The sequence below is a fragment of the uncultured Flavobacterium sp. genome, assembly GCF_963975515.1.
GTDB lineage: Bacteria > Bacteroidota > Bacteroidia > Flavobacteriales > Flavobacteriaceae > Flavobacterium.
Genome location: NZ_CAXBGY010000011.1, coordinates 17139 through 44104, shown reverse-complemented (window position 1 = coordinate 44104; position 26966 = coordinate 17139). Strand labels below are relative to the sequence as shown.

Below are 26966 nucleotides of genomic sequence, written 5' to 3'. Positions count from 1 at the left end.
ATTATTACATTTGCTCTTATTTATGCAAATGAAAAATATATTTTTACTATTCTTTTTTTTAATAAGCTTATCTTCTTTTTCTCAAGAAGACAATGTTGATGGACTTGAAACATTTCCTAAAAAGGAAAAACCTTCTATTGATCTTTATAAAATATATACATTAGAAAAAGATACTACGTTTCTAGATACTACTTTAAGCCTACAAAAAGAATATAAATTCAATATGTTAAGAAAAGACATATTCGGACTGCTTCCTTTTACTAACGAAGGTCAAACTTATAATACACTAAACTTTGGGTTAATAAATAATGGAACTTTGCCTAACTTTGGTTTTAAAGCAAAACACTTTAATTATTTAGAAGTAGATGATATTAAGTATTATTCTGTTCCAACACCTTTGTCAGATTTATATTTTAAAACCGTTATGGAGCAAGGACAATCGCTTGATGCTTTCTTAACCATAAACACAAAGCCAAATTTAAATTTTTCTATAGCATACAAAGGGATTAGATCTTTAGGGAAATATATAAATAACTTATCAAGTTCAGGTAATTTTAGATTTACTTCAAGTTATTTTACAAATGATAAAAGATATGTTTTAAATGCTCATTTTACCGGACAAGATATATTAAACCAAGAAAATGGAGGTATAACTACTAATGCTGATTTTGAGAGTAGTGAAGCACCTTACGATGAAAGAGCACAATTAGATGTGTATTTTAGAGATGCCAAAAATCTTTTAAAAGGTAATAGGTTTTTAATAGATCACTCATTTAGACTTTCTAAAACCAACCCTAATAGTTTAGTTTTTAGCCATCAATTTAATCAAGAATATAAGTTCTTCGAATATAATCAAAAAACAGTAAGTACTAGGTTTGGAGATTCATTTTCAAATTCAATTTATAATAAAACAAGATATAATCATTTTTATAATAAACTTGGTGTAGCCTACAAAACAAAAGATTTTGGTAACGTTGAGTTTTTTGTCGATGACAATAACTATAATTACTATTACAACAGTGTCGTTAATGATACTTCTGGAAACATTACAGTTCCAAATGCCCTAAATGACAGAATAAATAATGTTGGAGGAACTTACACTTACTTTGCTAATAATTTAGTGGCTAAATTATTAGTCTCTAATGCAATTACAGATCAATCTATTTCAAATATTGAAGCAAATGTTACTTATAAGTTAAATGACGATTATAATTTTTCATTTGAATACCAAAAGCTAAACAGCCTTCCTGCTTTAAATTATACTTTATATCAAAGTAATTACGTAGATTATAATTGGTATAATAACTTTAAAAACGAAAAATTAAACCAATTTAAAATTTCTGCTACTACCAAATGGATTGATTTAGCTTTCAATTATAAAATCATAAATGATCATTTGTATTTTGAAAATGAGAATAACGACATCACATTGTTAAAAGTTAAACCAAAACAATTTGATAATACTATAAATTATATTTCATTTCAAGCCAAAAAAGAAATTAAATTCTGGAAGTTTGCTTTAGATAACACTGTTTTATATCAAAATGTAGATCAATCAAGCAATGTGGTTAATGTGCCTCAAATTGTAACAAGAAACACTCTTTATTTTACGGATAAGATTTTCAAAAAAGCCATGCAAATCCAAACCGGAATTACCCTTAATTATTTTACGGAATATTATGCAAACGATTACAATCCTTTGCTAGGTGAATTTTATGTGCAAAACCAAACCAAAATTGGTGGATTTCCGACATTAGACTTTTTTATTAATGCAAAAGTACGTCAAACCAGAATATTCTTAAAAGCGGAGCACTTTAACTCTTCTTTCACTGGATATAACTATTATTCTGCACCCAATTACCCTTACCGCGATTTTATTGTTCGATTTGGTTTAGTTTGGAACTTCTTTCAATAATTTTTTAGAATTGCATACTTAGCTTGTCATTGTCTGTAATTCCTGCTTTTCGTTAGCACTACAAAGTCGTAGTGTTCATCGAATTCAAACATGTAAATAGCGTTTTGTGAGATAATCTGTGTTAGATGTCATTTTGTATTGCTTTTCTATAAAGGTCTCTAAAAAAGCGTTATTACAACAAATCGTAAACTTATTTTGCTATCCTATATCAAACTCATATCTTTGCACGCAATTAAAAGAATCTATAATTATAACGATTCAATAACAAAGACATGATATACGCAAAAAACATACTAGAAACTATTGGAAATACTCCAATGGTTAAAATAAACAAACTTACCGAAGAACTTCCTTGTTTAGTACTAGCTAAATATGAAACCTTTAACCCAGGAAACTCTGTTAAAGATAGGATGGCTCTTCAAATGATAGAAGACGCTGAAGCCGATGGAAGACTAAAACCCGGTGGAACAATCATAGAAGGAACTTCTGGTAACACTGGAATGGGATTAGCACTTGCAGCCATCATTAAAGGATACAAATGTATTTTTGTAATGGCCGACAAACAATCCAAAGAAAAAGTTGACATTTTAAAAGCTGTTGGAGCAGAAGTAGTAGTTTGTCCAACAAATGTAGATCCAACTGATCCAAGATCGTATTATTCAGTTTCAAAACGATTAGGAGAAGAAACTCCAAATTCTTGGTATGTAAATCAATACGATAACCCAAGTAATGCAAAAGCACATTATAAAAGTACTGGTCCAGAAATTTGGGAACAAACGGACGGAAAAGTTACTCATTTTGTAGTTGGAGTTGGTACTGGTGGAACAATTTCGGGTGTTGGAAAATACTTAAAAGAAAAAAATCCAAACATCAAAATTTGGGGAATAGATACTTATGGTTCAGTATTTAAAAAATACCACGAAACCGGAATTTTTGATGAAAAAGAAATATATCCTTACGTAACAGAAGGAATTGGAGAAGACATTTTGCCTCTAAATGTAGATTTTTCAATTATCGATGGTTTTACAAAAGTAACCGATAAAGACGCAGCAATTTACACACAAAGACTTTCAAAAGAAGAAGGAATGTTTTTAGGAAATTCTGCTGGGGCTGCGATTAAAGGTTTATTACAATTAAAAGAACATTTTAAACCAGAAGACGTAGTTGTTGTGTTGTTTCATGATCACGGAAGTCGTTATGTAGGTAAAATGTATAATGATGAGTGGATGAAGAAAATGGGTTACATTGATTAATCTGTTTTAATAAATAAATGCATAGAAATCCCAATTGATATTTTTTCAATTGGGATTTTTTATATCTTAGTGTTTCAATTTTAAGTTAATGAAAGAAGATTTTCTACACTATATCTGGCAAAATAAAAAGTTTGATTTTTCTAACCTTAAGACTACACAAGGAGAAAATGTTCTACTTGTCAATGTTGGTAATTATTTGCAACAAGAAGGACCTGATTTTTTTAATGCTCAATTAATAATAGATAATCAAAAATGGGCAGGAAATGTAGAGATACATATGAAATCTTCTGATTGGTATTTACACAATCACGAAAAAGATACAAATTATGATAGTGTAATCCTTCATGTAGTTTGGGAGCATGATACCGAAATTTATAGAAAAGATAATTCAGTAATTCCTGTTTTAGAGTTAAAAAACCTTGTGCTTCAAGAAGAATTATCTAAATACAATGAATTGCTAACTCCAAAATCTTGGATATTTTGCGAAAAAGAAATTGCTTCTGTTAAGGAAATAGTGTTAACTAGTTGGCAAGAAAGGTTGTTTTTTGAACGATTAGAAAATAAAGCCATTCCTTTCAATGTTTTATTAAAAGAAAATCATTCAGATTGGGAAGCTACACTCTTTTGTATGTTAGCCAAGAATTTTGGACTCAATATCAATGGTCAATCCTTTCTCGATTTGGCAAAGTCAATTCCGTTTTCAATTCTAAAAAAAGAATCTTTCGAAGTTGAAAATTTAGAAGCCTTGTTTTTTGGAAGAGGTCAATTGCTAAACGATGAAAAGCAAGATAATTATTTAATTGATTTACAAAAACGTTGGCGATTTTTAGCTCATAAATATCAATTAAAAACTTCACACATAACACCCATTCAGTTTTTTAAATTAAGACCCGATAATTTTCCAACAATTCGTTTGGCACAATTAGCAATGCTTTATCACACAAAACAGACCTTGTTTATAGAACTAATATTAGCAAACTCAAAAGAAGAAATTTATACCGTTTTTAATAATGCAACGTCAAATTATTGGATAAACCATTATAATTTTGATTCGCAAAGTAAAAGTAAAGTAAAGAAAATTAGTAATTCATTCGTAGATTTAGTCATCATCAATACAATAATTCCTTTGAAATTTCTATACGCAAAAGCTAATGGAAAAGAGAATGTTGAAGATTTAATTGATTTGATTCAATCTTTAAAATCAGAAAAAAATGCTATTATAGAAAAATTCGATTTCTTTAAAATTAAATCGAAAAATGCTTTTGAATCGCAATCTTTATTACAGCTAAAAAATGAGTATTGTAACAATAAAAAATGTTTACAGTGCGCTATTGGACTAACATTATTAAAGAAATAATTATATCTTTGAATTAAGAAAAAACACAATGATTAGAAATATATTACATTTTTTTGAGAAAAACGGATTTTTTGTTGCTTCAAGATTGGCTGATCGATTAGGCATGAAAGCAACCAATGTGCGTTTGTTTTTTATTTATATTTCATTCATTACGGCTGGTTTGTGGTTTGGTGTTTATCTAACTTTAGGGTTTTTGTTAAAGCTTAAAGATATGGTTTATACAAAACGTTCTTCTGTGTTTGATTTGTAAAAGTCAATAAATTCTTTGTTTTTTCAATGGTTTTATTATCTTTGAAAAACTAATAACTAACCAAAAATATTTTATGTCTACAAAAGCAGATTCTTGGGGCTCACGTGTCGGCCTTATATTAGCAATGGCTGGAAATGCAGTTGGACTTGGAAATTTCTTAAGATTTCCCGTCCAAGCAGTGCAAAATGGGGGTGGAGCCTTTATAATTCCTTACTTAGTTTGTTTCCTTGTAATGGGAATTCCTTTACTTTTTATTGAATGGTCAACCGGTAGATATGGTGGAATTAGAGGAAATCATAGTACACCTTACATTCTTAATACAATGGCAAAAGGTAGAGTTTGGAAATACATTGGTGTTTTCGGAATTTTTACAAACATAGCAGTAGCAGCTTATTATTGTTACATAGAGTCTTGGACAATGTCTTATGTTTATCATACGTTAATTGGTACTTTTAATGGTATGAGTCAAGCTGATGTGGCTGGGTTTTTCAACTCCTATGTTGATGTTGCTCAGTCTACAACAGGTATTCCTTATGAAGCGGTTGTCTTTTATATAATCTGTTTGCTTTTAAATACTTATATTCTTTCTAAAGGTTTAGGTGGTATTGAAAAAGTAGCAAAAATAGGTATGCCCTTATTAATCATGTTTGGAGTTGTTTTAGCAGTTCGTGGATTAACACTCGGGACGACAGGTGCTTCAGATATATTTCCTGATGCAAATGCATGGGATGGTTTAAATTTCTTATGGACACCGCAATTTGATTCGTTGACTAATCCAAAAGTCTGGCTGGCAGCAGCAGGACAAATTTTCTTCACATTATCTGTGGGAATGGGAACTATTCAATGTTACGCTTCGTACATTAGAGAAAAAGATGATATCGCTCTTAATGCCGTTTCGGCTGGTTTTATGAATGAATTTGTTGAAGTTGTATTAGGTAGTTTAATTGTAATTCCAATTGCAGCAGGTTATTTAGGATTGGATTGGGTACTTCAAAACGCAGGTTTTGGTATGGCTTTCCAAACAATGCCATATTTATTCCAACAATGGGGTGATACTCTTTCCATATTTGCCGGAGTTTTCTGGTTTGGATTGTTATTCTTTGCAGGAATTACGTCTTCATTAGCCATGGGAACACCTTGGATGGGATTCATGCAAGATGAATTCAATTGGAGTAAAATTAAAGGAGCTTGGTCTTTTGGAGGTTTAGCTTTATTAATGGGATTACCAACTGTGATTTTCTACAAACAAGGTTTGTTTGACCAATATGATTATTGGGCAGGAACTGTAAGTTTAGTTGTTTTTGCATTCCTTGAAACTATTTTATTCTCTTATATTTTTGGAATCAAAAAAGGATGGGCAGAAATCAACAGAGGCGCAGATATAAAAATTCCTGGAATCTATAAATACATAATTTTAATTGTAACGCCATTATTATTAGGTTCTGTGCTTGTAACAAGTATTCCAGATTGGATAGATAAAGTAAAAGATGCTGATACGAATAACAAAGAATGGTTTACAGATACATATTATGCTGAAAATTTTGATGCTACAGGAACCAAAAAAGGTAAAGTAGAAGAGGTTAGTGCTAATTATATCAAAATTTCATTCGAAAACGAGAAAAAAGTTTTTGATAAAGAAACTGAAAAAGTAAAAGTTGTAAACTATCAAGATGCAATTGACTATAAATTTGATGCTTCTAAAAATCAAATAACAACGGTTAAATTAGGAGACGAAATTTCGCCAAACGATAAAATTGCTACGGGTAATTTTACAAACAATACATTTCATAAATTCTTAGGAAGAATGTTGCTTTTATCATTGTTCTTATTTATTTCATTAGTTGTATATTTGGCTTATAAAAAACGAATTAAAGAAGGGAGAGAATAATTATGAACACAACAGCAATAATAACAATGGTTTGTGCACAAGGGATAGTAGTTAGCTTTGCAGCTTACTTTTTCTATAAAGTTTTAACTATTCCACCAAAACAAGAACCTGATTCGTTTTCAGATAATGATGACGAATTAGTTAGACAAGAACCTAAAAAATAAATTTTAGGAAGAATGAAAAATATAAAATCCTACTTCATGTTTTCAAGAGAACACAGAAGTGGGATTTTTTTGTTGTTACTAATCGTAATTTTGTTTCAAATTGGTTGGCATTTTTATGATTTTAATCCAAAAACTATTAATCCATCCAATAAAGAATTAGAATGGTTGGCTATGCAAAGTGAAATAGATAGTCTAAAGCAAATAAGCAACAATAAGAAATATGAAATTAAACCTTTTAACCCAAATTTCATAACAGACTATAAGGGTTCAATTTTAGGTATGTCAGTTGATGAAATTGATAGACTTCATAAATTTAGAGCACTAGACAAATATGTAAATTCAATAAAAGAATTCCAGCAAGTAACTCAAGTTTCAACCGAACTATTAAACAAAATTTCGCCACATTTCAAGTTTCCTGACTGGGTTACAAATAAAAATAATTCAACGTATAAAGATTATTCAAATCCCAACTTTAAAAAATTTCCAGAAAAGAAAGCCATTGTTCTCAAAGATATAAACACTGCTTCAAAAGAAGATATTATTGAGGTTTATGGAATTGGTGAAAAAATTTCCGAAATCATTCTTCAAGAAAAAGAGAAATTTGGAGCTTTTGCCTCTATTGAGCAATTGCAACATGTTTGGGGAGTTTCTCCTGAAGCTTATGAAGATATGCAAAAAAGATTTTTTGTTGGACCAAATCCATCAATCAAAAAAATAGACATTAATAATTTGTCCATAAAAGAATTGTCAAAGTTCCCTTATTTTGATTATAATCTTGCACGACAAATTGTAATTTACAGAAGCGCAAATGATGACATTAAGAATATTGAGGATTTAACAAAAATTAAAGGAATGCCTAACGAAAAAATAAAAATAATAGCCTTATATTTGGAATTCTAAAAAAACAACAAGAAATATAGATATATGAATTCATTATACTTTACAGAAGAACATCAATTATTTAGGGCAAGTTTACGTGATTTTTTACAAAAAGAAGTCGTGCCTAATATTGATAAATGGGAAAAAACAGGAACAATAGAGCGTTTCATTTGGAAAAAATTTGGAGATATGGGTTTCTTCGGAATTAATTATCCAGAAGCTTATGGTGGAATGAATCTAGATTTATTTTATACTGTGATTTTTTTAGAAGAACTTCAAAAAATTAATTCAGGTGGTTTTGCTGCTGCCATGTGGGCACATGCTTATTTAGCAATGACACACTTAAATGCAGAAGGAGATGAAAGAATTAAACAAGACTATTTAACTCCAAGTATATTAGGGGATAAAATAGGAGCTTTGTGTGTAACGGAGCCTTTTGGTGGAAGTGATGTTGCAGGAATGCGAACTACTGCTGTTAAAAAAGGAGATAAATACGTTTTAAATGGTTCTAAAACTTTTATTACTAATGGAGTTTATGCCGATTATTATGTGGTTGCTGCTAAAACGAGCCCAGAATTAGGAAACAAAGGAATTAGTATGTTTTTAGTAGATACTAAAACAACTGGAGTTTCTGCTACTAAATTAGATAAATTAGGTTGGAGAGCTTCAGATACTGCAGAAATTGCTTTTGATAATGTAGAAATTCCTTTAGAAAACCTAATGGGTGAAGAAGGAAAAGGTTTTCCATACATCATGCAGCATTTTGCTTTTGAACGCTTAATTATGGCTGTAAATGCACACGCAAGATCAGAGTTTGCGTTAGAATATACAATTGACTACATGTCACAACGTGAAGCTTTCGGAAAAACAATCAATCAATTTCAAGCGCTACGTCACAGAATCGTAGAACATGCAACAGATGTTGAACATTGTAAAGTGTTTAATTACGCTGCAGTTGCACGTTTAGATAAAAAAGAATACGTTGTAAAAGAAGCAACAATGGCAAAGCTAAAATCAACCAAAGTAGCAGACGAAACTATTTATAGTTGTCTTCAAATGCTAGGTGGTTATGGTTATATGGAAGAATATCCATTGGCAAGAATGTCTAGAGATAGTCGTTTAGGACCAATTGGAGGAGGAACTTCAGAAATCCTTAAAGAAATTCTATCAAAAATGATAATCGACAAACAAAATTATAAACCAGCAGTAAAATAGGTTTTAATTAAAAGATAAATTATTAAGCCAAGATATAAGAAATTATATCTTGGTTTTTTTAATAGAAGCTAATCCAGCTATCCACTATATCTTTTTATTTTTTTAACTCAAACATCATTTATTAAAATAATTCGTAATTCATAACTCACAATTCATAATTAATAATTACATTTGCATCCTTAACGAGAGGAGGTGTCAAAATTATGTTAATTATACCAATTAAAGACGGAGAAAATATAGATAGAGCTTTAAAGCGCTACAAGAGAAAATTTGATAAAACAGGAACTGTTCGTCAATTAAGATCGCGTCAAGCGTTTCACAAACCATCTGTAGTAAATAGAGCAAAAATTCAAAAAGCTGCTTATATTCAGAACATGAAAGACGCATTAGAAAATTAATATTTTTTAATGTCAAGATAATAACCGTTAGTTTATAAAGTGTAACTTTGTAGCTAACGGTTTTTTTATGGTTACTAATTTGCAAGCTTATCAGGATTATCTTCAAAAAGAGAAAAACTATTCTTCTCTAACTTTGCGTGCCTACTTAGATGATATCAAATCCTTTCAAAAGTATTTAGAAGAAAATCACGAAAAACTTCCTTTAGAGCAAATTAATTATTCACAAGTAAGAAACTGGATTGTTGTTTTGGTCGAAAGCGGCATTGCCAATAAATCCATAAACCGAAAAATTTCCTCTTTAAAATCATTTTATAAATTTTTGTTGAAGATTAAGCAAATTGAGTTTAGTCCACTTTCAAAACACAAATCCTTAAAAGTTCCTAAAAAAGTTCAAATTCCTTTTTCAGAAAAAGAATTAAATAGCGTTTTGGATATGGGGTTTGTTGAGAATGATTTTGAATCAATCAGAAATAAGCTAATAGTCGAATTGTTTTACACTACTGGAATTCGTCGTGCTGAATTGATTAATTTAAAAACTAATAATCTAGACAAATACAATAAAACTTTAAAGGTTTTAGGAAAAAGAAATAAAGAAAGAATAATCCCTTTGTTGGATTGTACCATTGATTTAATTGACTTGTATAGTTTGCAAAAAGATAAGTTAGAAAGTATCCAAAATACTGATGTGTTAATTTTGTCTAAAAAAGGAAAAATTCTTTCTGAAACATTTGTGTATCGAATGATTAATTCCTACTTTAGTGCTATATCTGAAAAGGTAAAAAAAAGCCCCCATGTTCTTAGACACACGTTTGCAACTCATTTATTAAACAATGGTGCTGATCTAAATTCGGTTAAAGAATTGTTGGGTCATGCTAGTTTGTCTTCTACTCAAATTTACACTCATAGTAGTTTGTCGGAATTGCAAAAAGTTTATAAAGATGCGCATCCTAGGAATAAGTAATAGTGTATAACCTTAAAAAACTAGAATTATGAAAGTAAATGTTCAGGCAGTAAATTTTAATGTTGACAGAAAACTTGTCGACTTTACACAAGAAAGATTAGATAAATTAGAAAAATTCTATGATAAAATAGTCTCATCAGAGGTTTTTTTAAAAGTAGAGAATACAAGTGATAAAGAAAATAAAATTGCAGAAGTGCGAATTAACGTACCTGGAGATGATTTAATGGTTAAAAAAACAGCAAAATCTTTTGAGGAAGCGGTTGATTTATGTACAAATTCTTTAGAACGTGTACTGGTAAAAAGAAAAGAGAAATTAAGAGCTCACGTATAAAATAAAAATATTTGCAAAAAACATTTTGATTAAACAAATATTTCCATACATTTGCAGTCCGTTAGAAATAGCGGACTTTTTTTATTGATTAGGCCGGTGTAGCTCAGCTGGCTAGAGCAGCTGATTTGTAATCAGCAGGTCGTGGGTTCGAGTCCCTCCACTGGCTCTATATTTTAGAGTACTAATTTGGTTTTTATAAAATCATTTTAAGGTTTATTGAAATAATTAAAAGTTGGGGAGATACTCAAGCGGCCAACGAGGGCAGACTGTAAATCTGCTGTGAAAACTTCGCAGGTTCGAATCCTGCTCTCCCCACAAGTGAATTAGAAAATGGATTTAGATATTCTAAGTCCTAGTTTCTAACTTCTGAACTCACATAAGCCGGTGTAGCTCAGGGGTAGAGTGCTTCCTTGGTAAGGAAGAGGTCTCGGGTTCAATTCCCGACATTGGCTCAAAAATGTGAATAATTAGAACACTATAAATAAATAAATAACTAAGATTAAATTATTAAATCATGGCAAAAGGAAATTTTGATCGTTCCAAACCACACTTAAACATTGGTACAATTGGACACGTAGATCACGGTAAAACTACATTAACAGCTGCAATTACAAAAGTATTGTCAGATGCTGGATACTCTGAAGCAAAATCGTTTGATCAAATTGATAACGCACCAGAAGAAAAAGAAAGAGGTATTACTATTAATACTTCACACGTTGAATATGCAACAGCTAATCGTCATTACGCTCACGTTGACTGTCCTGGTCACGCGGATTACGTAAAGAACATGGTTACTGGAGCTGCGCAAATGGACGGAGCTATCTTAGTAGTTGCTGCTACAGATGGTCCAATGCCACAAACAAGAGAGCACATCCTTTTAGGACGTCAGGTAGGTATTCCTCGTATGGTTGTATTCATGAATAAAGTGGATATGGTTGATGATGCTGAATTATTAGAATTAGTAGAAATGGAAATTAGAGATTTATTATCTTTCTATCAATATGATGGTGATAATGGACCTGTAATTCAAGGTTCTGCTTTAGGTGGATTAAACGGAGATCCGAAATGGGTAGCTACTATCTTAGAATTGATGGAAGCTGTTGATAACTGGATCGAAATGCCTCCACGTGAAATTGACAAGCCTTTCTTAATGCCTGTTGAAGATGTATTTACAATTACTGGTCGTGGAACTGTAGCTACAGGTCGTATCGAAACTGGTATTGCAAACACTGGAGATGCAGTTGAAATCATTGGTATGGGTGCTGGTAAATTAGCGTCTACTATTACTGGTATCGAAATGTTCCGTCAAATCCTTGATAGAGGTGAGGCAGGAGATAATGCAGGTATCTTATTAAGAGGTATTGCTAAAGAAGATATTAAAAGAGGAATGGTAATTATTAAGCCAGGATCTGTAAAACCACATGCACATTTCAAAGCAGAGGTTTATATCTTGAAAAAAGAAGAAGGTGGACGTCATACTCCATTCCATAATAACTATCGTCCACAGTTTTACGTTCGTACAACTGACGTAACAGGAACTATTACTTTACCAGCTGGTGTAGAAATGGTTATGCCTGGAGATAACTTAACTATTGAAGTTAATTTATTAAGTCCAATTGCATTATCTGTTGGTTTACGTTTTGCAGTTCGTGAAGGTGGTAGAACAGTTGGTGCTGGTCAGGTTACTGAAATCTTAGACTAAGCATAACAAATAATTATTTTATAACCAGTGTCGTTTTTTTATAACGACACTGGTTTTATAAACAAACGGGCGTAGTTCAAGGGTAGAATAGCGGTCTCCAAAACCGTTGATGGGGGTTCGAATCCCTCCGCCCGTGCTATAAAAGAAAACATATGACAAAAGTTGTTAATTATATTACAGAAGCATTTGTAGAATTGAAAACAAATGTAACATGGACAAATTGGGCAGAATTGCAAAGACTTACAATAGTTGTTGCAGTTTTCTCTATCCTTTTTGCTTTACTAACATTTGGTATTGATAGTGCATTTGAAGTAGTAGTTAAAAATATTTACAGTTTTTTAAAATCATAAAATATCCCTATGTCAGATAATAACATAAAGAAATGGTATGTAGTAAGAGCTGTAAGTGGTCAGGAAAATAAAGTTAAAAACTATATTGAAACTGAAATCAATAGACTTGGCTTATCTGACTATGTTTCTCAAGTTCTTGTTCCAACTGAAAAAGTGGTTCAAGTAAAAGACGGGAAAAAAATTAGTAAAGAAAAAGTTTATTTTCCAGGTTATATAATGGTTGAAGCTAACCTTACAGGTGAAATTCCTCACATAATTAAATCAATTACAAATGTTATTGGCTTTTTAGGTGAAACAAAAGGAGGAGATGCGGTTCCATTACGTCAGTCTGAAGTAAACAGAATGTTAGGAAAAGTTGATGAATTGGCTGTAAATGCTGATAATGTTGCAATTCCATTTACAACAGGAGAAACAGTAAAAGTAATTGACGGACCTTTCAATGGTTTCAATGGAACAATTGAAAAGGTTAATGAAGAAAAGCGTAAACTTGAAGTTATGGTGAAAATTTTCGGAAGAAAAACACCATTAGAGTTAAGTTTTATGCAAGTAGAAAAAGTATAATATTTGTTACATTCATAATAAACAACATCTATCGCTTCCATGAGAAGATGTTAAAATTTTAAAAACAATGGCTAAAGAGATTAGTAAAGTAGTTAAACTACAAGTTAAGGGAGGTGCTGCGAACCCATCGCCACCGGTAGGACCTGCTCTGGGAGCTGCTGGTGTTAATATCATGGAGTTCTGTAAGCAATTTAATGCTAGAACTCAAGATAAAGCTGGCAAAATTTGTCCTGTACAAATTACCGTATATAAAGACAAGTCTTTCGACTTCGTTATTAAAACGCCACCTGCTGCAGTTCAATTATTAGAAGCAGCAAAATTAAAGTCTGGTTCAGGAGAGCCTAACCGTAAAAAAGTAGCAAGTGTTACTTGGGATCAAATTAAAACTATCGCTGAAGATAAAATGCAAGATTTAAATGCATTTAAAATCGAATCTGCTATGAGTATGATTGCGGGAACAGCTAGATCTATGGGTATAACAGTTTCAGGAACGGCTCCTTTTTAATCCGATAAAGAATTAGACAATGGCAAAATTGACAAAAAAACAAAAAGAAGCAGCATCAAAAGTTGAGAAAAATAAATTATATTCATTAAGAGATGCTTCTGCATTAATTAAAGAACTTTCTTCAGCTAAATTTGATGAGTCTGTAGATATCGCTGTTCGTTTAGGAGTAGATCCTAGAAAAGCGAATCAAATGGTAAGAGGGGTAGTAACATTGCCTCACGGTACTGGAAAAGATGTAAGAGTATTAGCTCTTGTAACTCCAGATAAAGAAGAAGAAGCTAGAGCAGCTGGTGCTGACCACGTAGGTTTAGATGATTATCTTCAAAAAATCAAAGACGGTTGGACAGATATTGATGTAATTATCACTATGCCAGCAGTTATGGGGAAATTAGGTCCTTTAGGTCGTATTTTAGGACCAAGAGGTTTAATGCCTAACCCAAAAACAGGTACAGTTACTATGGATGTAGCTAAAGCTGTTGAAGAGGTTAAAGCTGGTAAAATTGACTTTAAAGTTGATAAAACTGGTATCGTGCATGCAGGAATTGGAAAAGTATCTTTCGATGCTGATAAAATTTATGACAACGCACATGAAATTATACAAACATTAATCAAAATGAAACCAACTGCAGCTAAAGGTATATATGTTAAGTCTATTTACTTATCTAGTACTATGAGTCCTGCAATTGCTTTAGATCCTAAAGCAGTTTAATTGGTAGTTAAAACTTTATAGTATGACTAAAGAAGAAAAATCAATCGCGATTGAAAATTTAACTGCACAGTTAGCGGGAGTTAATGTTATTTATTTAGCAGATATTTCTGGACTAAATGCAGATAGTACAACTAATTTAAGAAGAGCTTGTTTTAAAGCTGGAATTAAATTAGAAGTTGTGAAGAATACATTACTTGCAAAAGCAATGGAATCTTCAGAAATAAATTTTGGTGAATTACCAACAGTTTTAAAAGGAAATACTTCTATAATGATCGCTGATGTAGCAAGTGCTCCAGCTAAAATCATTAAAGATTTCCGTAAAAAAGGTTTAAAACCAATCTTAAAAGGAGCTTATATCACTGAAGATATTTATATCGGAGATGAAAATCTTGACGGATTAGCAGCTATTAAATCTAGAGCAGAAGTTCTTGGAGAAATCATCGGATTACTTCAATCTCCAGCTCAAAGAGTTATTGCAGCATTACAAAATCAAGGAAAAGAAGAAGCTGCTGAATAAACAAGCGCACATTAATAAATTATATTTTTACAAAACATTTTAAACGATAGAAAAAATGGCAGATTTAAAACAATTCGCAGAGCAATTAGTTAACTTAACAGTTAAAGAAGTTAATGAATTAGCTACAATATTAAAAGATGAATATGGTATCGAACCAGCTGCAGCTGCAGTTGTAGTTTCTGGTGGTGCTGGTGCTGGTGAAGCAGCTGAAGAAAAATCAGAATTCACAGTAGTACTTAAAGAAGCTGGTGCTTCTAAATTAGCTGTTGTAAAAGCAGTTAAAGAATTAACAGGTTTAGGACTTAAAGAAGCTAAAGATTTAGTGGATGGAGCTCCTTCAAACATCAAAGAAGGTGTATCTAAAGATGAGGCTGAAGGTCTTAAAAAATCTTTAGAAGAAGCTGGAGCTGTTGTTGAGCTTGTTTAATTAAAACATAACAATTAAGCTGGGTTTAGACCTTGGGAGCAATCCCAAAGGTCTAAACCATTTTGCATATAAAGAATTTGTTGTTTTTTATATAATAAAATAATCAAAAACGAAGAAAGAAAAAAAACTACCTTTCCTGGTTTATTTTTAAAGATGTTTTGATTATTTGCAATAAGGAAGTATAAAATATACCGTGTTTTTAACACAAAAAATTTACTTTTTTTAAATCATAAATTTATTCATTGATGATTGCTAATCAGACTGAAAGATTAAATTTTGCTTCTACCAAGAACATCCCTGACTATCCAGATTTTCTAGATATTCAAGTGAAGTCATTCCAAGATTTTTTTCAATTAGAAACTAAATCAGACGAAAGAGGCAACGAAGGTTTATATAACACCTTCATGGAGAACTTTCCAATTACAGATACAAGAAACAACTTCGTTTTGGAGTTTCTTGATTATTTTGTAGATCCACCACGTTATACAATTGAAGAATGTATTGATAGAGGATTAACTTACAGTGTACCTCTTAAAGCTAGACTTAAGTTATATTGTACTGACCCTGAACACGAAGATTTTGAAACTATTGTTCAAGATGTGTATTTAGGAACAATACCATATATGACTCCAAGCGGTACTTTTGTTATCAATGGAGCTGAAAGAGTTGTAGTTTCTCAATTACATAGATCTCCTGGTGTTTTCTTTGGTCAGTCTTTTCACGCAAATGGGACTAAGTTATATTCTGCTAGAGTTATTCCGTTCAAGGGTTCTTGGATTGAATTCGCTACAGATATTAACAACGTAATGTATGCGTACATTGATAGAAAGAAAAAATTACCTGTAACCACTTTGTTTAGAGCAATCGGTTTCGAAAGAGATAAGGATATCCTTGAAATTTTCGACCTTGCTGAAGAAATAAAAGTTTCTAAAACAGGTATAAAAAAATATATCGGTAGAAAATTAGCTGCTCGTGTATTAAATACATGGCATGAAGATTTCGTAGATGAAGATACTGGTGAAGTAGTTTCTATCGAACGTAATGAAATTATATTAGACCGTGATACCATTCTTGACAAAGATAATGTTGAAGAAATTATCACTGCTGATGTAAAAACTGTTTTATTACACAAAGAAGATAGCAATCAAGCTGATTATGCTATCATTCATAATACATTGCAAAAAGACCCTACAAACTCTGAAAAAGAAGCTGTAGAACATATATATAGACAACTACGTAACGCTGAACCGCCTGATGAGGAAACAGCACGTGGTATTATCGATAAATTGTTTTTCTCTGACCAAAGATATAACTTAGGTGAAGTTGGACGTTATAGAATAAACAAAAAGTTAGGTCTTGATACTCCTATGGAAAAGCAAGTGCTTACTAAAGAAGATATCATTACTATTGTTAAGTATTTAATTGAATTAATTAATGCGAAAGCAGATATTGATGATATTGATCACTTATCAAACAGACGTGTAAGAACAGTTGGTGAACAATTGTCTCAACAGTTTGGTGTTGGTCTTGCTCGTATGGCAAGAACAATTCGTGAAAGAATGAACGTTAGAGATAACGAGGTGTTTACACCAATTGATTTGATTAATGCTAAAACATTATCATCTGTAATTAACTCATTCTTCGGAACTAACCAGTTATCTCAATTTATGGATCAAACGAATCCATTAGCTGAGATTACGCACAAGCGTAGATTATCTGCACTAGGGCCTGGTGGTTTATCAAGAGAAAGAGCTGGATTTGAGGTTCGAGATGTTCACTATACACATTACGGTCGTTTATGTCCAATTGAAACTCCTGAGGGTCCAAATATTGGACTTATTTCGTCACTTGGTGTTTATGCTAAAGTAAATGGAATGGGATTCATTGAAACTCCTTACCGTAAAGTTACTAATGGTGTAATTAATATTACAGACGAACCTATTTATTTAAGTGCTGAGGAAGAAGAAGGAATGATGATTTCTCAAGCAAATATCGATATTGATGCTAAAGGTAAAATTTTAGCAGATAGAGTAATTGCTCGTGAAGAAGGAGATTTCCCAGTTGTGGAACCATCTGCTATTCATTATGCCGATGTTGCTCCAAATCAGATTGCTTCTATTTCTGCTTCATTAATTCCTTTCTTGGAACATGATGATGCGAATAGAGCCTTGATGGGATCAAACATGATGCGTCAAGCTGTGCCTTTATTGCGTCCAGAAGCTCCTATTGTTGGAACTGGATTAGAAAGACAAGTAGCTTCAGATTCTCGTGTACTTATCAATGCAGAAGGTAATGGAGTTATTGAATATGTTGATGCAAACTCAATTACTATTAAATATGACAGAACAGAAGAAGAAAGACTTGTAAGTTTTGACTCTGATGAAAAATCATATAACCTAATTAAATTTAGAAAAACCAACCAAAGTACATCTATTAACTTGAAACCAATCGTAAGAAAAGGGGATAGAGTTGTAAAAGGTCAAGTACTTTGTGAAGGATACGCTACTCAAAATGGAGAATTAGCACTTGGAAGAAACCTTAAAGTAGCATTTATGCCATGGAAAGGTTACAACTTTGAGGATGCAATTGTAATTTCTGAAAAAGTAGTTCGTGATGATATATTTACATCTATTCATATTGATGATTATACTTTAGAAGTTAGAGATACAAAATTAGGAAACGAAGAGTTGACTAATGATATTCCTAACGTTTCTGAAGAAGCAACAAAAGACTTAGATGAAAATGGAATGATTAGAATTGGAGCAGAGGTTAAACCTGGTGACATTCTTATCGGAAAAATCACACCTAAAGGAGAATCTGATCCAACACCTGAGGAAAAATTACTTAGAGCAATCTTTGGTGATAAAGCTGGTGATGTAAAAGATGCTTCTTTAAAAGCTTCACCGTCATTACATGGTGTAGTTTTAGATAAAAAATTGTTTGCAAAAGCAGTTAAAGATAAGCGTAAACGTACAAAAGATAAAGAAGATATTGATAAACTTGAAACAGAATTTGATGTTAAATCAAACGAGTTGAAAGAAAAACTTATCGAAAAATTATTCACTATTGTTAACGGAAAAACGTCTCAAGGTGTAATGAATGATTTGGGTGAAGAAGTATTGCCAAAAGGTAAAAAATTCACTCAAAAAATGTTATACGCTGTTGATGATTTTGCTCACTTAACAAAAGGTCAATGGACAACTGATGATTCTACAAACTCTTTAGTTAATGACTTAATTCACAACTACAAAATCAAATTAAACGATTTACAAGGTTGGTTAAGAAGAGAGAAATTTACTATTACAGTTGGTGATGAATTACCAGCTGGAATCTTAAAACTTGCTAAAGTTTACATCGCTAAGAAACGTAAACTTAAAGTAGGAGATAAGATGGCAGGTCGTCACGGAAATAAAGGTATTGTGGCTCGTATCGTTCGTCATGAAGATATGCCATTCCTTGAAGACGGAACACCTGTTGATATTGTATTGAATCCTCTTGGAGTACCTTCTCGTATGAATATTGGTCAAATTTATGAAACAGTTCTTGGATGGGCTGGTCAAAAATTAAATAGAAAATTCGCTACACCAATTTTTGATGGAGCAACTATTGACCAAATCAATGAGTTAACAGACGAAGCAGGAATTCCTCAATTCGGTCATACGTATTTATACGATGGTGGAACTGGAGAACGTTTCCATCAAGCAGCAACTGTTGGAGTAATCTATATGTTGAAACTTGGACACATGGTTGACGATAAAATGCACGCTCGTTCTATTGGACCCTACTCACTTATTACACAACAACCTCTTGGTGGTAAAGCACAATTTGGAGGTCAGCGTTTTGGAGAGATGGAGGTTTGGGCACTTGAAGCTTATGGAGCATCAAGTACGCTAAGAGAAATCTTGACTGTTAAATCTGATGATGTAATTGGTAGAGCTAAAACTTACGAATCAATCGTTAAAGGTGAAGTTATGCCAGAACCAGGATTACCTGAATCATTCAATGTATTAATGCATGAATTAAAAGGACTTGGATTAGACATTAGATTAGAAGAATAAAAAAATAGTTGGCAGTAACAGTGTTTGGAAATATCTAAACACTGTTTACTGAACACTGAACACTTTTTAAATGTTACGACTATGATGAACAATAGAAATAGAGACAATAAAAATACTCCAATTAAGAGATTTAGTAAAATCTCGATAGGACTTGCTTCTCCAGAATCAATTTTGGCAGAATCAAGAGGTGAGGTTTTAAAACCAGAAACCATCAACTATCGTACACACAAGCCAGAAAGAGATGGCCTTTTCTGTGAGCGTATTTTCGGTCCAGTTAAAGATTATGAGTGTGCTTGTGGAAAATATAAAAGAATTCGCTACAAAGGAATCGTTTGTGACCGATGTGGTGTAGAAGTTACAGAAAAGAAAGTACGTAGAGATAGAGTAGGACACATCAACCTTGTTGTGCCAATTGCTCATATCTGGTATTTCCGTTCTTTACCAAATAAAATTGGATACATTTTAGGTTTACCGTCTAAGAAATTAGATATGATTATCTACTACGAAAGATATGTAGTTATTCAAGCAGGTATTGCTAAAAATGTTGATGGTGAAGAATTAAAAAGATTGGACTTTTTAACAGAAGAAGAATATCTAAATATTTTAGATACACTTCCTATGGAAAATCAATATCTTGATGATACAGATCCTAATAAATTCATCGCTAAAATGGGTGCTGAATGTATTATGGACTTATTAGCTCGTATTGATTTAGAAACTTTATCTTACGAATTAAGACATGCTGCTAACACAGAAACGTCTAAACAACGTAAAACGGAAGCCTTAAAACGTCTTGTAATTGTAGAAGCGTTTAGAGAATCAAACAAGAATAGAGAGAATCACCCAGAATGGATGATCTTAAAAGCAATTCCGGTTATTCCACCAGAATTACGTCCTCTTGTGCCTCTAGATGGTGGTCGTTTTGCAACTTCAGATTTAAATGATTTATACAGAAGAGTAATCATCCGTAACAATCGTTTAAAAAGACTTGTGGAAATTAAAGCTCCAGAAGTTATCTTAAGAAATGAAAAACGTATGTTACAAGAATCAGTAGATTCATTATTTGATAACACTCGTAAAGCTTCAGCTGTTAAGACTGAATCTAACAGACCTTTAAAATCTTTATCTGATTCGTTAAAAGGTAAACAAGGTCGTTTCCGTCAAAACTTACTTGGTAAGCGTGTGGATTATTCTGCTCGTTCGGTAATTGTTGTTGGACCAGAATTAAAATTATTTGAATGTGGATTGCCAAAAGATATGGCAGCTGAATTATACAAACCTTTCGTTATTCGTAAATTGATAGAAAGAGGTATCGTAAAAACGGTAAAATCTGCTAAGAAAATTATAGATAAAAAAGAACCAGTTGTTTGGGATATTTTAGAAAACGTAATTAAAGGTCACCCGGTTATGCTTAACCGTGCTCCTACGTTACACAGACTTGGTATTCAAGCGTTCCAGCCAAAATTAATTGAAGGAAAAGCAATTCAATTACACCCATTAGTGTGTACTGCCTTTAATGCCGATTTTGATGGGGATCAGATGGCTGTTCACTTACCATTAGGACCAGAAGCTATTTTAGAATGTCAATTATTAATGTTGGCTTCTCATAATATTTTGAATCCTGCCAATGGTGCTCCAATTACTGTACCTTCTCAGGACATGGTACTTGGTTTATATTATATGACTAAAGAGCGTTTATCAACTCCAGAAATGAAAATTAAAGGAGAAGGTTTAACATTCTATTCAGCAGAAGAAGTTAACATTGCCTTAAACGAAGAGAAATTAGAGTTAAATGCGAGAGTTAGAATTAGAGCAAAAGACTTTAATGAAGCAGGTGAATTAGTTTACAAAATTATTCAAACTACTGCAGGTAGAGTTTTATTTAATGAAGTTGTTCCTGAAGCTGCGGGTTATATTAATGAGGTTTTAACTAAAAAATCTTTAAGAGATATTATTGGAAAAATTCTTAATGCTACAAACGTTCCTGTAACAGCAGAATTCTTAGATAATATTAAAAATATGGGATATAAATTCGCATTTAGAGGAGGTTTATCTTTCTCTCTAGGTGATATTAGAATTCCTGAACAAAAAGGACAATTAATTGCAGATGCACGTGTTCAAGTTGACGCGATTTCTGTAAACTATAACATGGGTCTTATTACCAATAACGAACGTTACAACCAAGTTATTGATATCTGGACTTCTGCCAATGCTCAATTAACAGAGTTAGCGATGAAAAACATTAGAGAAGACCAACAAGGTTTCAACTCGGTGTATATGATGCTTGATTCTGGAGCAAGGGGTTCTAAAGAACAAATTCGTCAGTTAACTGGTATGCGTGGTTTGATGGCTAAGCCTAAAAAATCAACTGCTGGTGGTGGTGAAATTATTGAAAACCCGATTCTTTCTAACTTTAAGGAAGGTCTTTCGATTCTTGAGTACTTTATTTCTACTCACGGTGCGCGTAAAGGTCTTGCGGATACTGCCCTTAAAACTGCCGATGCAGGTTACTTAACACGTAGATTACATGATGTATCTCAAGATGTTATTGTAAACTCTGTTGATTGTGGAACTTTAAGAGGAATTGAAGTATCTCCATTAAAGAAAAATGAAGAAATTGTTGAAACTTTAGGAGATAGAATTTTAGGACGTGTTGCATTGCAAGATGTAATTGATCCTTTAACGACTGATGTTATTGTTCATGCTGGTGAAGAAATTGTTGCTTCTCATGTAAAGAAAATTGAAGAATCACCTATCGAAAGTGTTGAAGTTCGTTCACCATTAACTTGTGAAGCTAAAAAAGGAATCTGTGCAAAATGTTACGGAAGAAACTTAGCTACTGGTAAAATGACTCAAAGAGGTGAAGCAGTTGGAGTTATCGCTGCTCAATCTATTGGAGAACCAGGAACACAGTTAACACTTCGTACATTCCACGTTGGTGGAGTTGCCGGTGGACTTTCTGAAGAATCTAGTATCTTAACTAAGTTTGCTGGTCGTTTAGAATTAGATGACTTAAAAACTGTTAAAGGTGAAGATGCTGACGGAAAACCAATTGATATTGTGATTTCTCGTTCTACAGAACTTAAATTAATCGAGCCTAAAACAGGTATTCTATTAAATACACATAACATTCCTTATGGATCTACTATCTATGTTAAAGATGGAGATGTAGTGGATAAAGGAACTGTTATTTGTAAATGGGATCCATATAATGGAGTTATTATTTCTGAATTTACTGGTAAAGTTGAATATGAAGACATCGAACAAGGACATTCGTTCATGGTTGAAGTCGATGAACAAACTGGTTTCCAAGAAAAAGTAATTTCTGATTCAAGAAGTAAAAAATTAATTCCAACTTTATTGATTTATTCAAAAGAAGGTGAATTAGTTCGTTCTTATAACTTACCAGTTGGAGCTCACCTTATGGTAGATAACGGAGAGAAAATTAAAGCAGGAAAAATTCTTGTAAAAATTCCTCGTCGTTCTTCTAAATCAAGTGATATTACAGGAGGTTTACCAAGAATTACTGAGTTGTTAGAAGCTCGTAATCCTTCAAACCCAGCTGTGGTTTCTGAGATTGACGGTGTAGTTACATTCGGTAAAATTAAAAGAGGAAATAGAGAAATTGCTATTGAATCTAAGTTTGGTGAAGTGAAGAAATACTTAGTAAAACTTTCTAACCAAATATTAGTTCAAGAGAATGACTTCGTTAAAGCAGGAACTTCTCTTTCTGACGGAGCAATTACTCCAGAAGATATTTTGAGAATTAAAGGGCCAGCAGCTGTTCAACAGTATTTAGTTAATGAAATTCAAGAAGTATATCGTCTTCAAGGGGTGAAAATTAATGATAAGCACTTTGAGGTAGTAATACGTCAGATGATGCGTAAAGTTAGAATTCAAGATCCAGGAGATACTTTAATGTTAGAAGATCAATTGGTTCACACAAGTGACTTTATCTTCGAAAATGATAAGTTATACGCTATGAAATTCGTTGAAGATGCAGGAGATTCTGAAAACTTGAAAGCAGGTCAAATTATTTCAATTAGACAATTAAGAGATGAAAATTCGTTGTTAAAACGTAATGATAAGAACTTAGTTGAAGCTAGAGATGTAGTTCCGGCAACGGCAACACCAGTACTTCAAGGTATTACTAGAGCATCACTTCAAACGAAATCATTTATTTCGGCTGCTTCTTTCCAAGAGACTACTAAAGTGTTAAATGAAGCTGCAGTAGCAGGTAAAATCGATACATTAGAAGGTCTTAAAGAAAATGTTATTGTTGGACATAGAATTCCAGCAGGAACAGGTATGAGAGATTATGATGATATGATTGTAGGTTCGAGTGAAGAATACAACGAAATGGTTGCTTCAAAAGAAACATATAACTATTAAAAAATAGCTTTATATAAAACTGAAACCATGAGTAAATATCTTCTGATAAACTCATGGTTTTTTGTTTTAATCAACTCATTGCTTCAATTATTTCGAGGTGTCATTAAGTCTCGAAGTTTTGAGAAACGAATAACTTTTAAATAAAACTTAGTTGTCTATGTGTGAAAAAACGTATGACTTATAAGCTTTAAAAAACAACTAAAAAATAAAAACATGAACGACAACAACAACCCACAAAACCAAATAAACATTGAGCTAGATGAGAAAATAGCTGAAGGAATTTATTCTAATTTAGCTATTATCAATCATTCTAACACAGAATTCGTTGTAGATTTCGTAACCATGATGCCTGGAGTTCCCAAAGCTAAAGTAAAATCTAGAATTGTACTTACTCCTCAACATGCCAAGAGACTACTAAAAGCTTTAGCTGAAAACATTCAAAGATTTGAACAAGCACATGGGGAAATAAAAGAAGGTGATGCACCACAAATGCCTTTAAACTTTGGTCCAACGGGTCAAGCTTAAATTTAATTTTTTAATAACTTTAGCAGTTTTTTTAAGTTAACTTCAATAAAAAGCTAAAAAAAGAATATTTAGTCAATATTTTAATCTTCAGAGAGTTGATTGTTAACGTTTTTTTTTGGCGTTTAAACGAAAATGTCTTTTAGAACAATGATGTTTTATATTTTAATTGTAAATTTACAGTTAAAATAAAACTTACTTAGGTGTTTTTTTAGTCATTGACTCATAAATTCCGATAAGTATATATGAAAATTATTATTATGAAAAAATCTTTACAATTAATTTCTAACGATTTATTTGGAAAAAAAGTTTTTACTGCATTATTGTTTGTAATCTCTGCTTTTAGTTATGGTCAAGTCGATATAACGCCAGAACGTGTTAATGTTGCTGGTTTTAGTTCAACTTGGACAGATACGGATGTAACTGGTACTTCAGATATTAGATTGTTAAAATCCACATCTAATACAGTTTCACCTGCTATGGATTTTGATTCTTACAATTCAGAAATGTTAAGTTTTAAAGCAAAAAAGCAAGGTAGTGGTGCGGCAGCTGAATTTGTAATCACTGTCTCTATATCAGAAGATAATGGTTCGACATGGACTGTTTTAGGAACAAGAACTCCAACTTCTACAATTGCTTTAGCTCAAGCTTCTTTCGATATAAGTGCTTATAACGGTACAGAAGTGAAAGTTAAGTTTTCTGTAGCTGGAACAAGTGATACTGTTGGCGTTGCTATAGATAATTTAAGAATAACGGGTGTTTTGCCAACATGTACTTGGGATGGTTCTTCATGGTCTAATGTAGTTGGACCTGATGATTTTACCGAAGCTACAATTAATGGGGCATACACTACAGATTCTGATGGTGAATTTATAGCTAAGAAACTAACTGTAACATCTTCTGGGTCATTGACAATCAGTGCTGGGACTAATGTTTATGTGTTTGAGGAGGTTATAAATAATGCTACTGCTGCTAATTTTGTGGTAGAAAGTAATGGTAATTTATTACAAATTAATGACGTGCCTGTAAATGTGAATGTTGGAAACATAACTGTTAACCGTGTGACTTCACCCTTAAAACGTTTAGACTATGTTTTGTGGTCTTCTCCTGTTGAATATCAATATTTGCAATCGTTTTCTCCTTCAACTTTGCCAAATCGTTTCTACACTTATGATTCAGCAAGTGATATTTATGTTGCTGTTGCTTCTCCTTCTACAACTTATTTTGAAAAAGGGAATGGGTATTTAGTTAGAACACCTGATAATCACCCAACAGTTCCAACAATTTGGTCTTCTGTTTTTACAGGTTTTCCAAATAGTGGAAATATTTCAATGCCGGTAACGGCTAATACATATAATGCAGTTGGTAATCCTTATCCGTCGACTTTAGATGCTGATGGGTTTATTTATGAGAATAGTTTGGTGGAAGCACTTTACTTTTGGAGAAAAGATAATGGCGCAGCCAACCCTTCTTATGCAACCTATACACTTGCTGGAGGTACTGCCAATACAGCAGGAGGTTCAGCTTTAATTCCAACATATGCGATTCAAGTAGGTCAAGGATTTATTGCTAAATCTACATCAACTAACTTGAACTTTACTAACTCAATGCGTGTAGCTGATAATGATGATTTATTTTTTAAATCAAATAATTCTACTGATAAAAGTAGACTTTGGTTAGATTTAACTACTCCAACAGGTTTGTTTTGTCAAACATTAATTGCCTACATGCCAACTGCTACTTCAGGAATCGATAACGGTATTGATGGTAGAATTTTTAGTCAACCTGCAAACGGTGCAACGTTAACATCAATAATCGGTAGCGAGTCTTCTTTTGTTATTCAAGGAAAAGGAATTTTTGTTGATACTGATGTAGTTCCTTTAGCTTTCAAAACGGCAGTTGCTGGTAACTTTACAATTTCCTTAAGTAATGTTGATGGCTTATTTGCTAATAACGCACAAGCTGTTTTCTTAAAAGATAATTTAACAAATACAATCACTAATTTAAATAATGGTGACTATACTTTTGCTGCTGCAATTGGAGATTTCTTAAATAGATTTGAAATTGTTTATCAAAACACTGTACTTAATGTAAAAGACTATGTTTTAAATGACGTTGTTGTTTATGCAACTAATTCAGATGTTATTGTTAATGCTGGTCAGTCAGTTATTGATCAAGTTAGAATTTTTGATTTAAGAGGAAGACTATTGACAGAGATGCTTAATGTTAATGCCTCTGAAGCAACACTAAACGTATCTTCTACTAATCAAATTGTATTAGTTCAAATTACAGGTCAAGATGGTGCTGTAGTTACAAAGAAGCTTATTAAATAGTTGTTTATATAGCTAATTCTAATTTTATATAGAAAAAAAGCAGTTGTGATTAAGTATCACAACTGCTTTTTTATTGCATACTAATTTTAGCAATAGAATGTATTTAAAATGGCATAAACTATATGAATCTAAATAAAATAAACATGTTTTTTTTTGAGTGAAGTTGGGGTATAAAAAAAACTATAACAAAGTAAATTATTATAGTTTTATTAATTCTTATATTGGTATGTTAAAAATAAAAAGCTAGTTTTAGTCTAATATTTTTTGTTTTTAATATGT

General features: G+C 32.2%; 22 protein-coding genes and 4 tRNA genes. All 26 read left to right on the top strand.

What is annotated here, in order from left to right; genetic code table 11:
* The first annotated feature begins 28 nt into the window (after positions 1-28).
* The gene (locus AAC008_RS12020) at positions 29-1915 is read left to right on the top strand and encodes a putative porin (RefSeq protein ID WP_339889528.1); all 1887 of its coding nucleotides are present in this window, start codon (positions 29-31) and stop codon (positions 1913-1915) included.
* 272 nt (positions 1916-2187) lie between these two features.
* The gene (locus AAC008_RS12015; RefSeq protein WP_339889527.1) at positions 2188-3168 is read left to right on the top strand and encodes a pyridoxal-phosphate dependent enzyme; all 981 of its coding nucleotides are present in this window, start codon (positions 2188-2190) and stop codon (positions 3166-3168) included.
* Positions 3169-3256: 88 nt separating this feature from the next.
* Entirely contained in the window at positions 3257-4525 is a 1269-nt protein-coding gene (locus tag AAC008_RS12010; RefSeq protein ID WP_339889526.1) for a DUF2851 family protein, read from the top strand.
* 28 nt (positions 4526-4553) lie between these two features.
* Complete coding sequence (locus AAC008_RS12005; protein ID WP_339889525.1) at positions 4554-4775, top strand: PspC domain-containing protein; 222 nt, start codon at positions 4554-4556, stop codon at positions 4773-4775.
* 73 nt (positions 4776-4848) lie between these two features.
* Positions 4849-6663 carry a sodium:calcium symporter gene (locus AAC008_RS12000; protein ID WP_339889524.1) on the top strand — a complete coding sequence of 605 codons (1815 nt, stop codon included), beginning with the start codon at positions 4849-4851 and terminating at the stop codon, positions 6661-6663.
* Between the two features lie 2 nt (positions 6664-6665).
* The gene (locus tag AAC008_RS11995) at positions 6666-6827 is read left to right on the top strand and encodes a hypothetical protein (protein WP_339889523.1); all 162 of its coding nucleotides are present in this window, start codon (positions 6666-6668) and stop codon (positions 6825-6827) included.
* Between the two features lie 12 nt (positions 6828-6839).
* Positions 6840-7727: a helix-hairpin-helix domain-containing protein gene (locus AAC008_RS11990; RefSeq protein ID WP_339889522.1), complete on the top strand. Its 888-nt coding sequence runs from the start codon at positions 6840-6842 to the stop codon at positions 7725-7727.
* 24 nt (positions 7728-7751) lie between these two features.
* Entirely contained in the window at positions 7752-8921 is a 1170-nt protein-coding gene (locus tag AAC008_RS11985) for an acyl-CoA dehydrogenase family protein (protein ID WP_339889521.1), read from the top strand.
* A 203-nt stretch (positions 8922-9124) separates the two neighbouring features.
* Positions 9125-9319, top strand: coding sequence for a 30S ribosomal protein S21 (rpsU, locus tag AAC008_RS11980; protein WP_026718432.1), 195 nt, complete (start codon positions 9125-9127; stop codon positions 9317-9319).
* 67 nt (positions 9320-9386) lie between these two features.
* Complete coding sequence (locus tag AAC008_RS11975) at positions 9387-10280, top strand: tyrosine-type recombinase/integrase (protein ID WP_339889520.1); 894 nt, start codon at positions 9387-9389, stop codon at positions 10278-10280.
* Positions 10281-10308: 28 nt separating this feature from the next.
* Complete coding sequence (gene raiA, locus AAC008_RS11970; protein WP_339889519.1) at positions 10309-10611, top strand: ribosome-associated translation inhibitor RaiA; 303 nt, start codon at positions 10309-10311, stop codon at positions 10609-10611.
* 92 nt (positions 10612-10703) lie between these two features.
* A tRNA-Thr gene (locus tag AAC008_RS11965) sits at positions 10704-10777 on the top strand.
* 68 nt (positions 10778-10845) lie between these two features.
* Positions 10846-10926: transfer RNA gene (locus AAC008_RS11960), tRNA-Tyr, on the top strand.
* A gap of 65 nt (positions 10927-10991) precedes the next feature.
* Positions 10992-11063, top strand: a tRNA-Thr gene (locus AAC008_RS11955).
* A gap of 62 nt (positions 11064-11125) precedes the next feature.
* On the top strand, positions 11126-12313 hold the full coding sequence (gene tuf, locus AAC008_RS11950; protein WP_339889518.1) for an elongation factor Tu: 1188 nt from the start codon (positions 11126-11128) through the stop codon (positions 12311-12313).
* Positions 12314-12378: 65 nt separating this feature from the next.
* A tRNA-Trp gene (locus AAC008_RS11945) sits at positions 12379-12449 on the top strand.
* 16 nt (positions 12450-12465) lie between these two features.
* On the top strand, positions 12466-12663 hold the full coding sequence (locus tag AAC008_RS11940; protein ID WP_339889517.1) for a preprotein translocase subunit SecE: 198 nt from the start codon (positions 12466-12468) through the stop codon (positions 12661-12663).
* A 9-nt stretch (positions 12664-12672) separates the two neighbouring features.
* Entirely contained in the window at positions 12673-13224 is a 552-nt protein-coding gene (gene nusG, locus AAC008_RS11935) for a transcription termination/antitermination protein NusG (protein ID WP_339889516.1), read from the top strand.
* A 67-nt stretch (positions 13225-13291) separates the two neighbouring features.
* Entirely contained in the window at positions 13292-13729 is a 438-nt protein-coding gene (gene rplK, locus AAC008_RS11930) for a 50S ribosomal protein L11 (protein WP_339889515.1), read from the top strand.
* A 19-nt stretch (positions 13730-13748) separates the two neighbouring features.
* A complete protein-coding gene (gene rplA / locus AAC008_RS11925) occupies positions 13749-14438 on the top strand; it encodes a 50S ribosomal protein L1 (protein WP_339889514.1) in 690 nt (229 codons plus the stop codon).
* 22 nt (positions 14439-14460) lie between these two features.
* A complete protein-coding gene (rplJ, locus tag AAC008_RS11920; RefSeq protein WP_339889513.1) occupies positions 14461-14955 on the top strand; it encodes a 50S ribosomal protein L10 in 495 nt (164 codons plus the stop codon).
* A 55-nt stretch (positions 14956-15010) separates the two neighbouring features.
* Positions 15011-15382, top strand: a complete 372-nt coding sequence (rplL, locus tag AAC008_RS11915) for a 50S ribosomal protein L7/L12 (RefSeq protein WP_339889512.1) — start codon at positions 15011-15013, stop codon at positions 15380-15382.
* 245 nt (positions 15383-15627) lie between these two features.
* Positions 15628-19440: a DNA-directed RNA polymerase subunit beta gene (gene rpoB / locus AAC008_RS11910; RefSeq protein WP_339889511.1), complete on the top strand. Its 3813-nt coding sequence runs from the start codon at positions 15628-15630 to the stop codon at positions 19438-19440.
* An 81-nt stretch (positions 19441-19521) separates the two neighbouring features.
* Positions 19522-23832 carry a DNA-directed RNA polymerase subunit beta' gene (gene rpoC, locus AAC008_RS11905; RefSeq protein WP_339889510.1) on the top strand — a complete coding sequence of 1437 codons (4311 nt, stop codon included), beginning with the start codon at positions 19522-19524 and terminating at the stop codon, positions 23830-23832.
* A 213-nt stretch (positions 23833-24045) separates the two neighbouring features.
* Positions 24046-24357: a DUF3467 domain-containing protein gene (locus tag AAC008_RS11900; RefSeq protein ID WP_339889509.1), complete on the top strand. Its 312-nt coding sequence runs from the start codon at positions 24046-24048 to the stop codon at positions 24355-24357.
* Positions 24358-24614: 257 nt separating this feature from the next.
* Complete coding sequence (locus tag AAC008_RS11895) at positions 24615-26687, top strand: T9SS sorting signal type C domain-containing protein (RefSeq protein ID WP_339889508.1); 2073 nt, start codon at positions 24615-24617, stop codon at positions 26685-26687.
* The last annotated feature ends 279 nt before the right edge of the window (positions 26688-26966 follow it).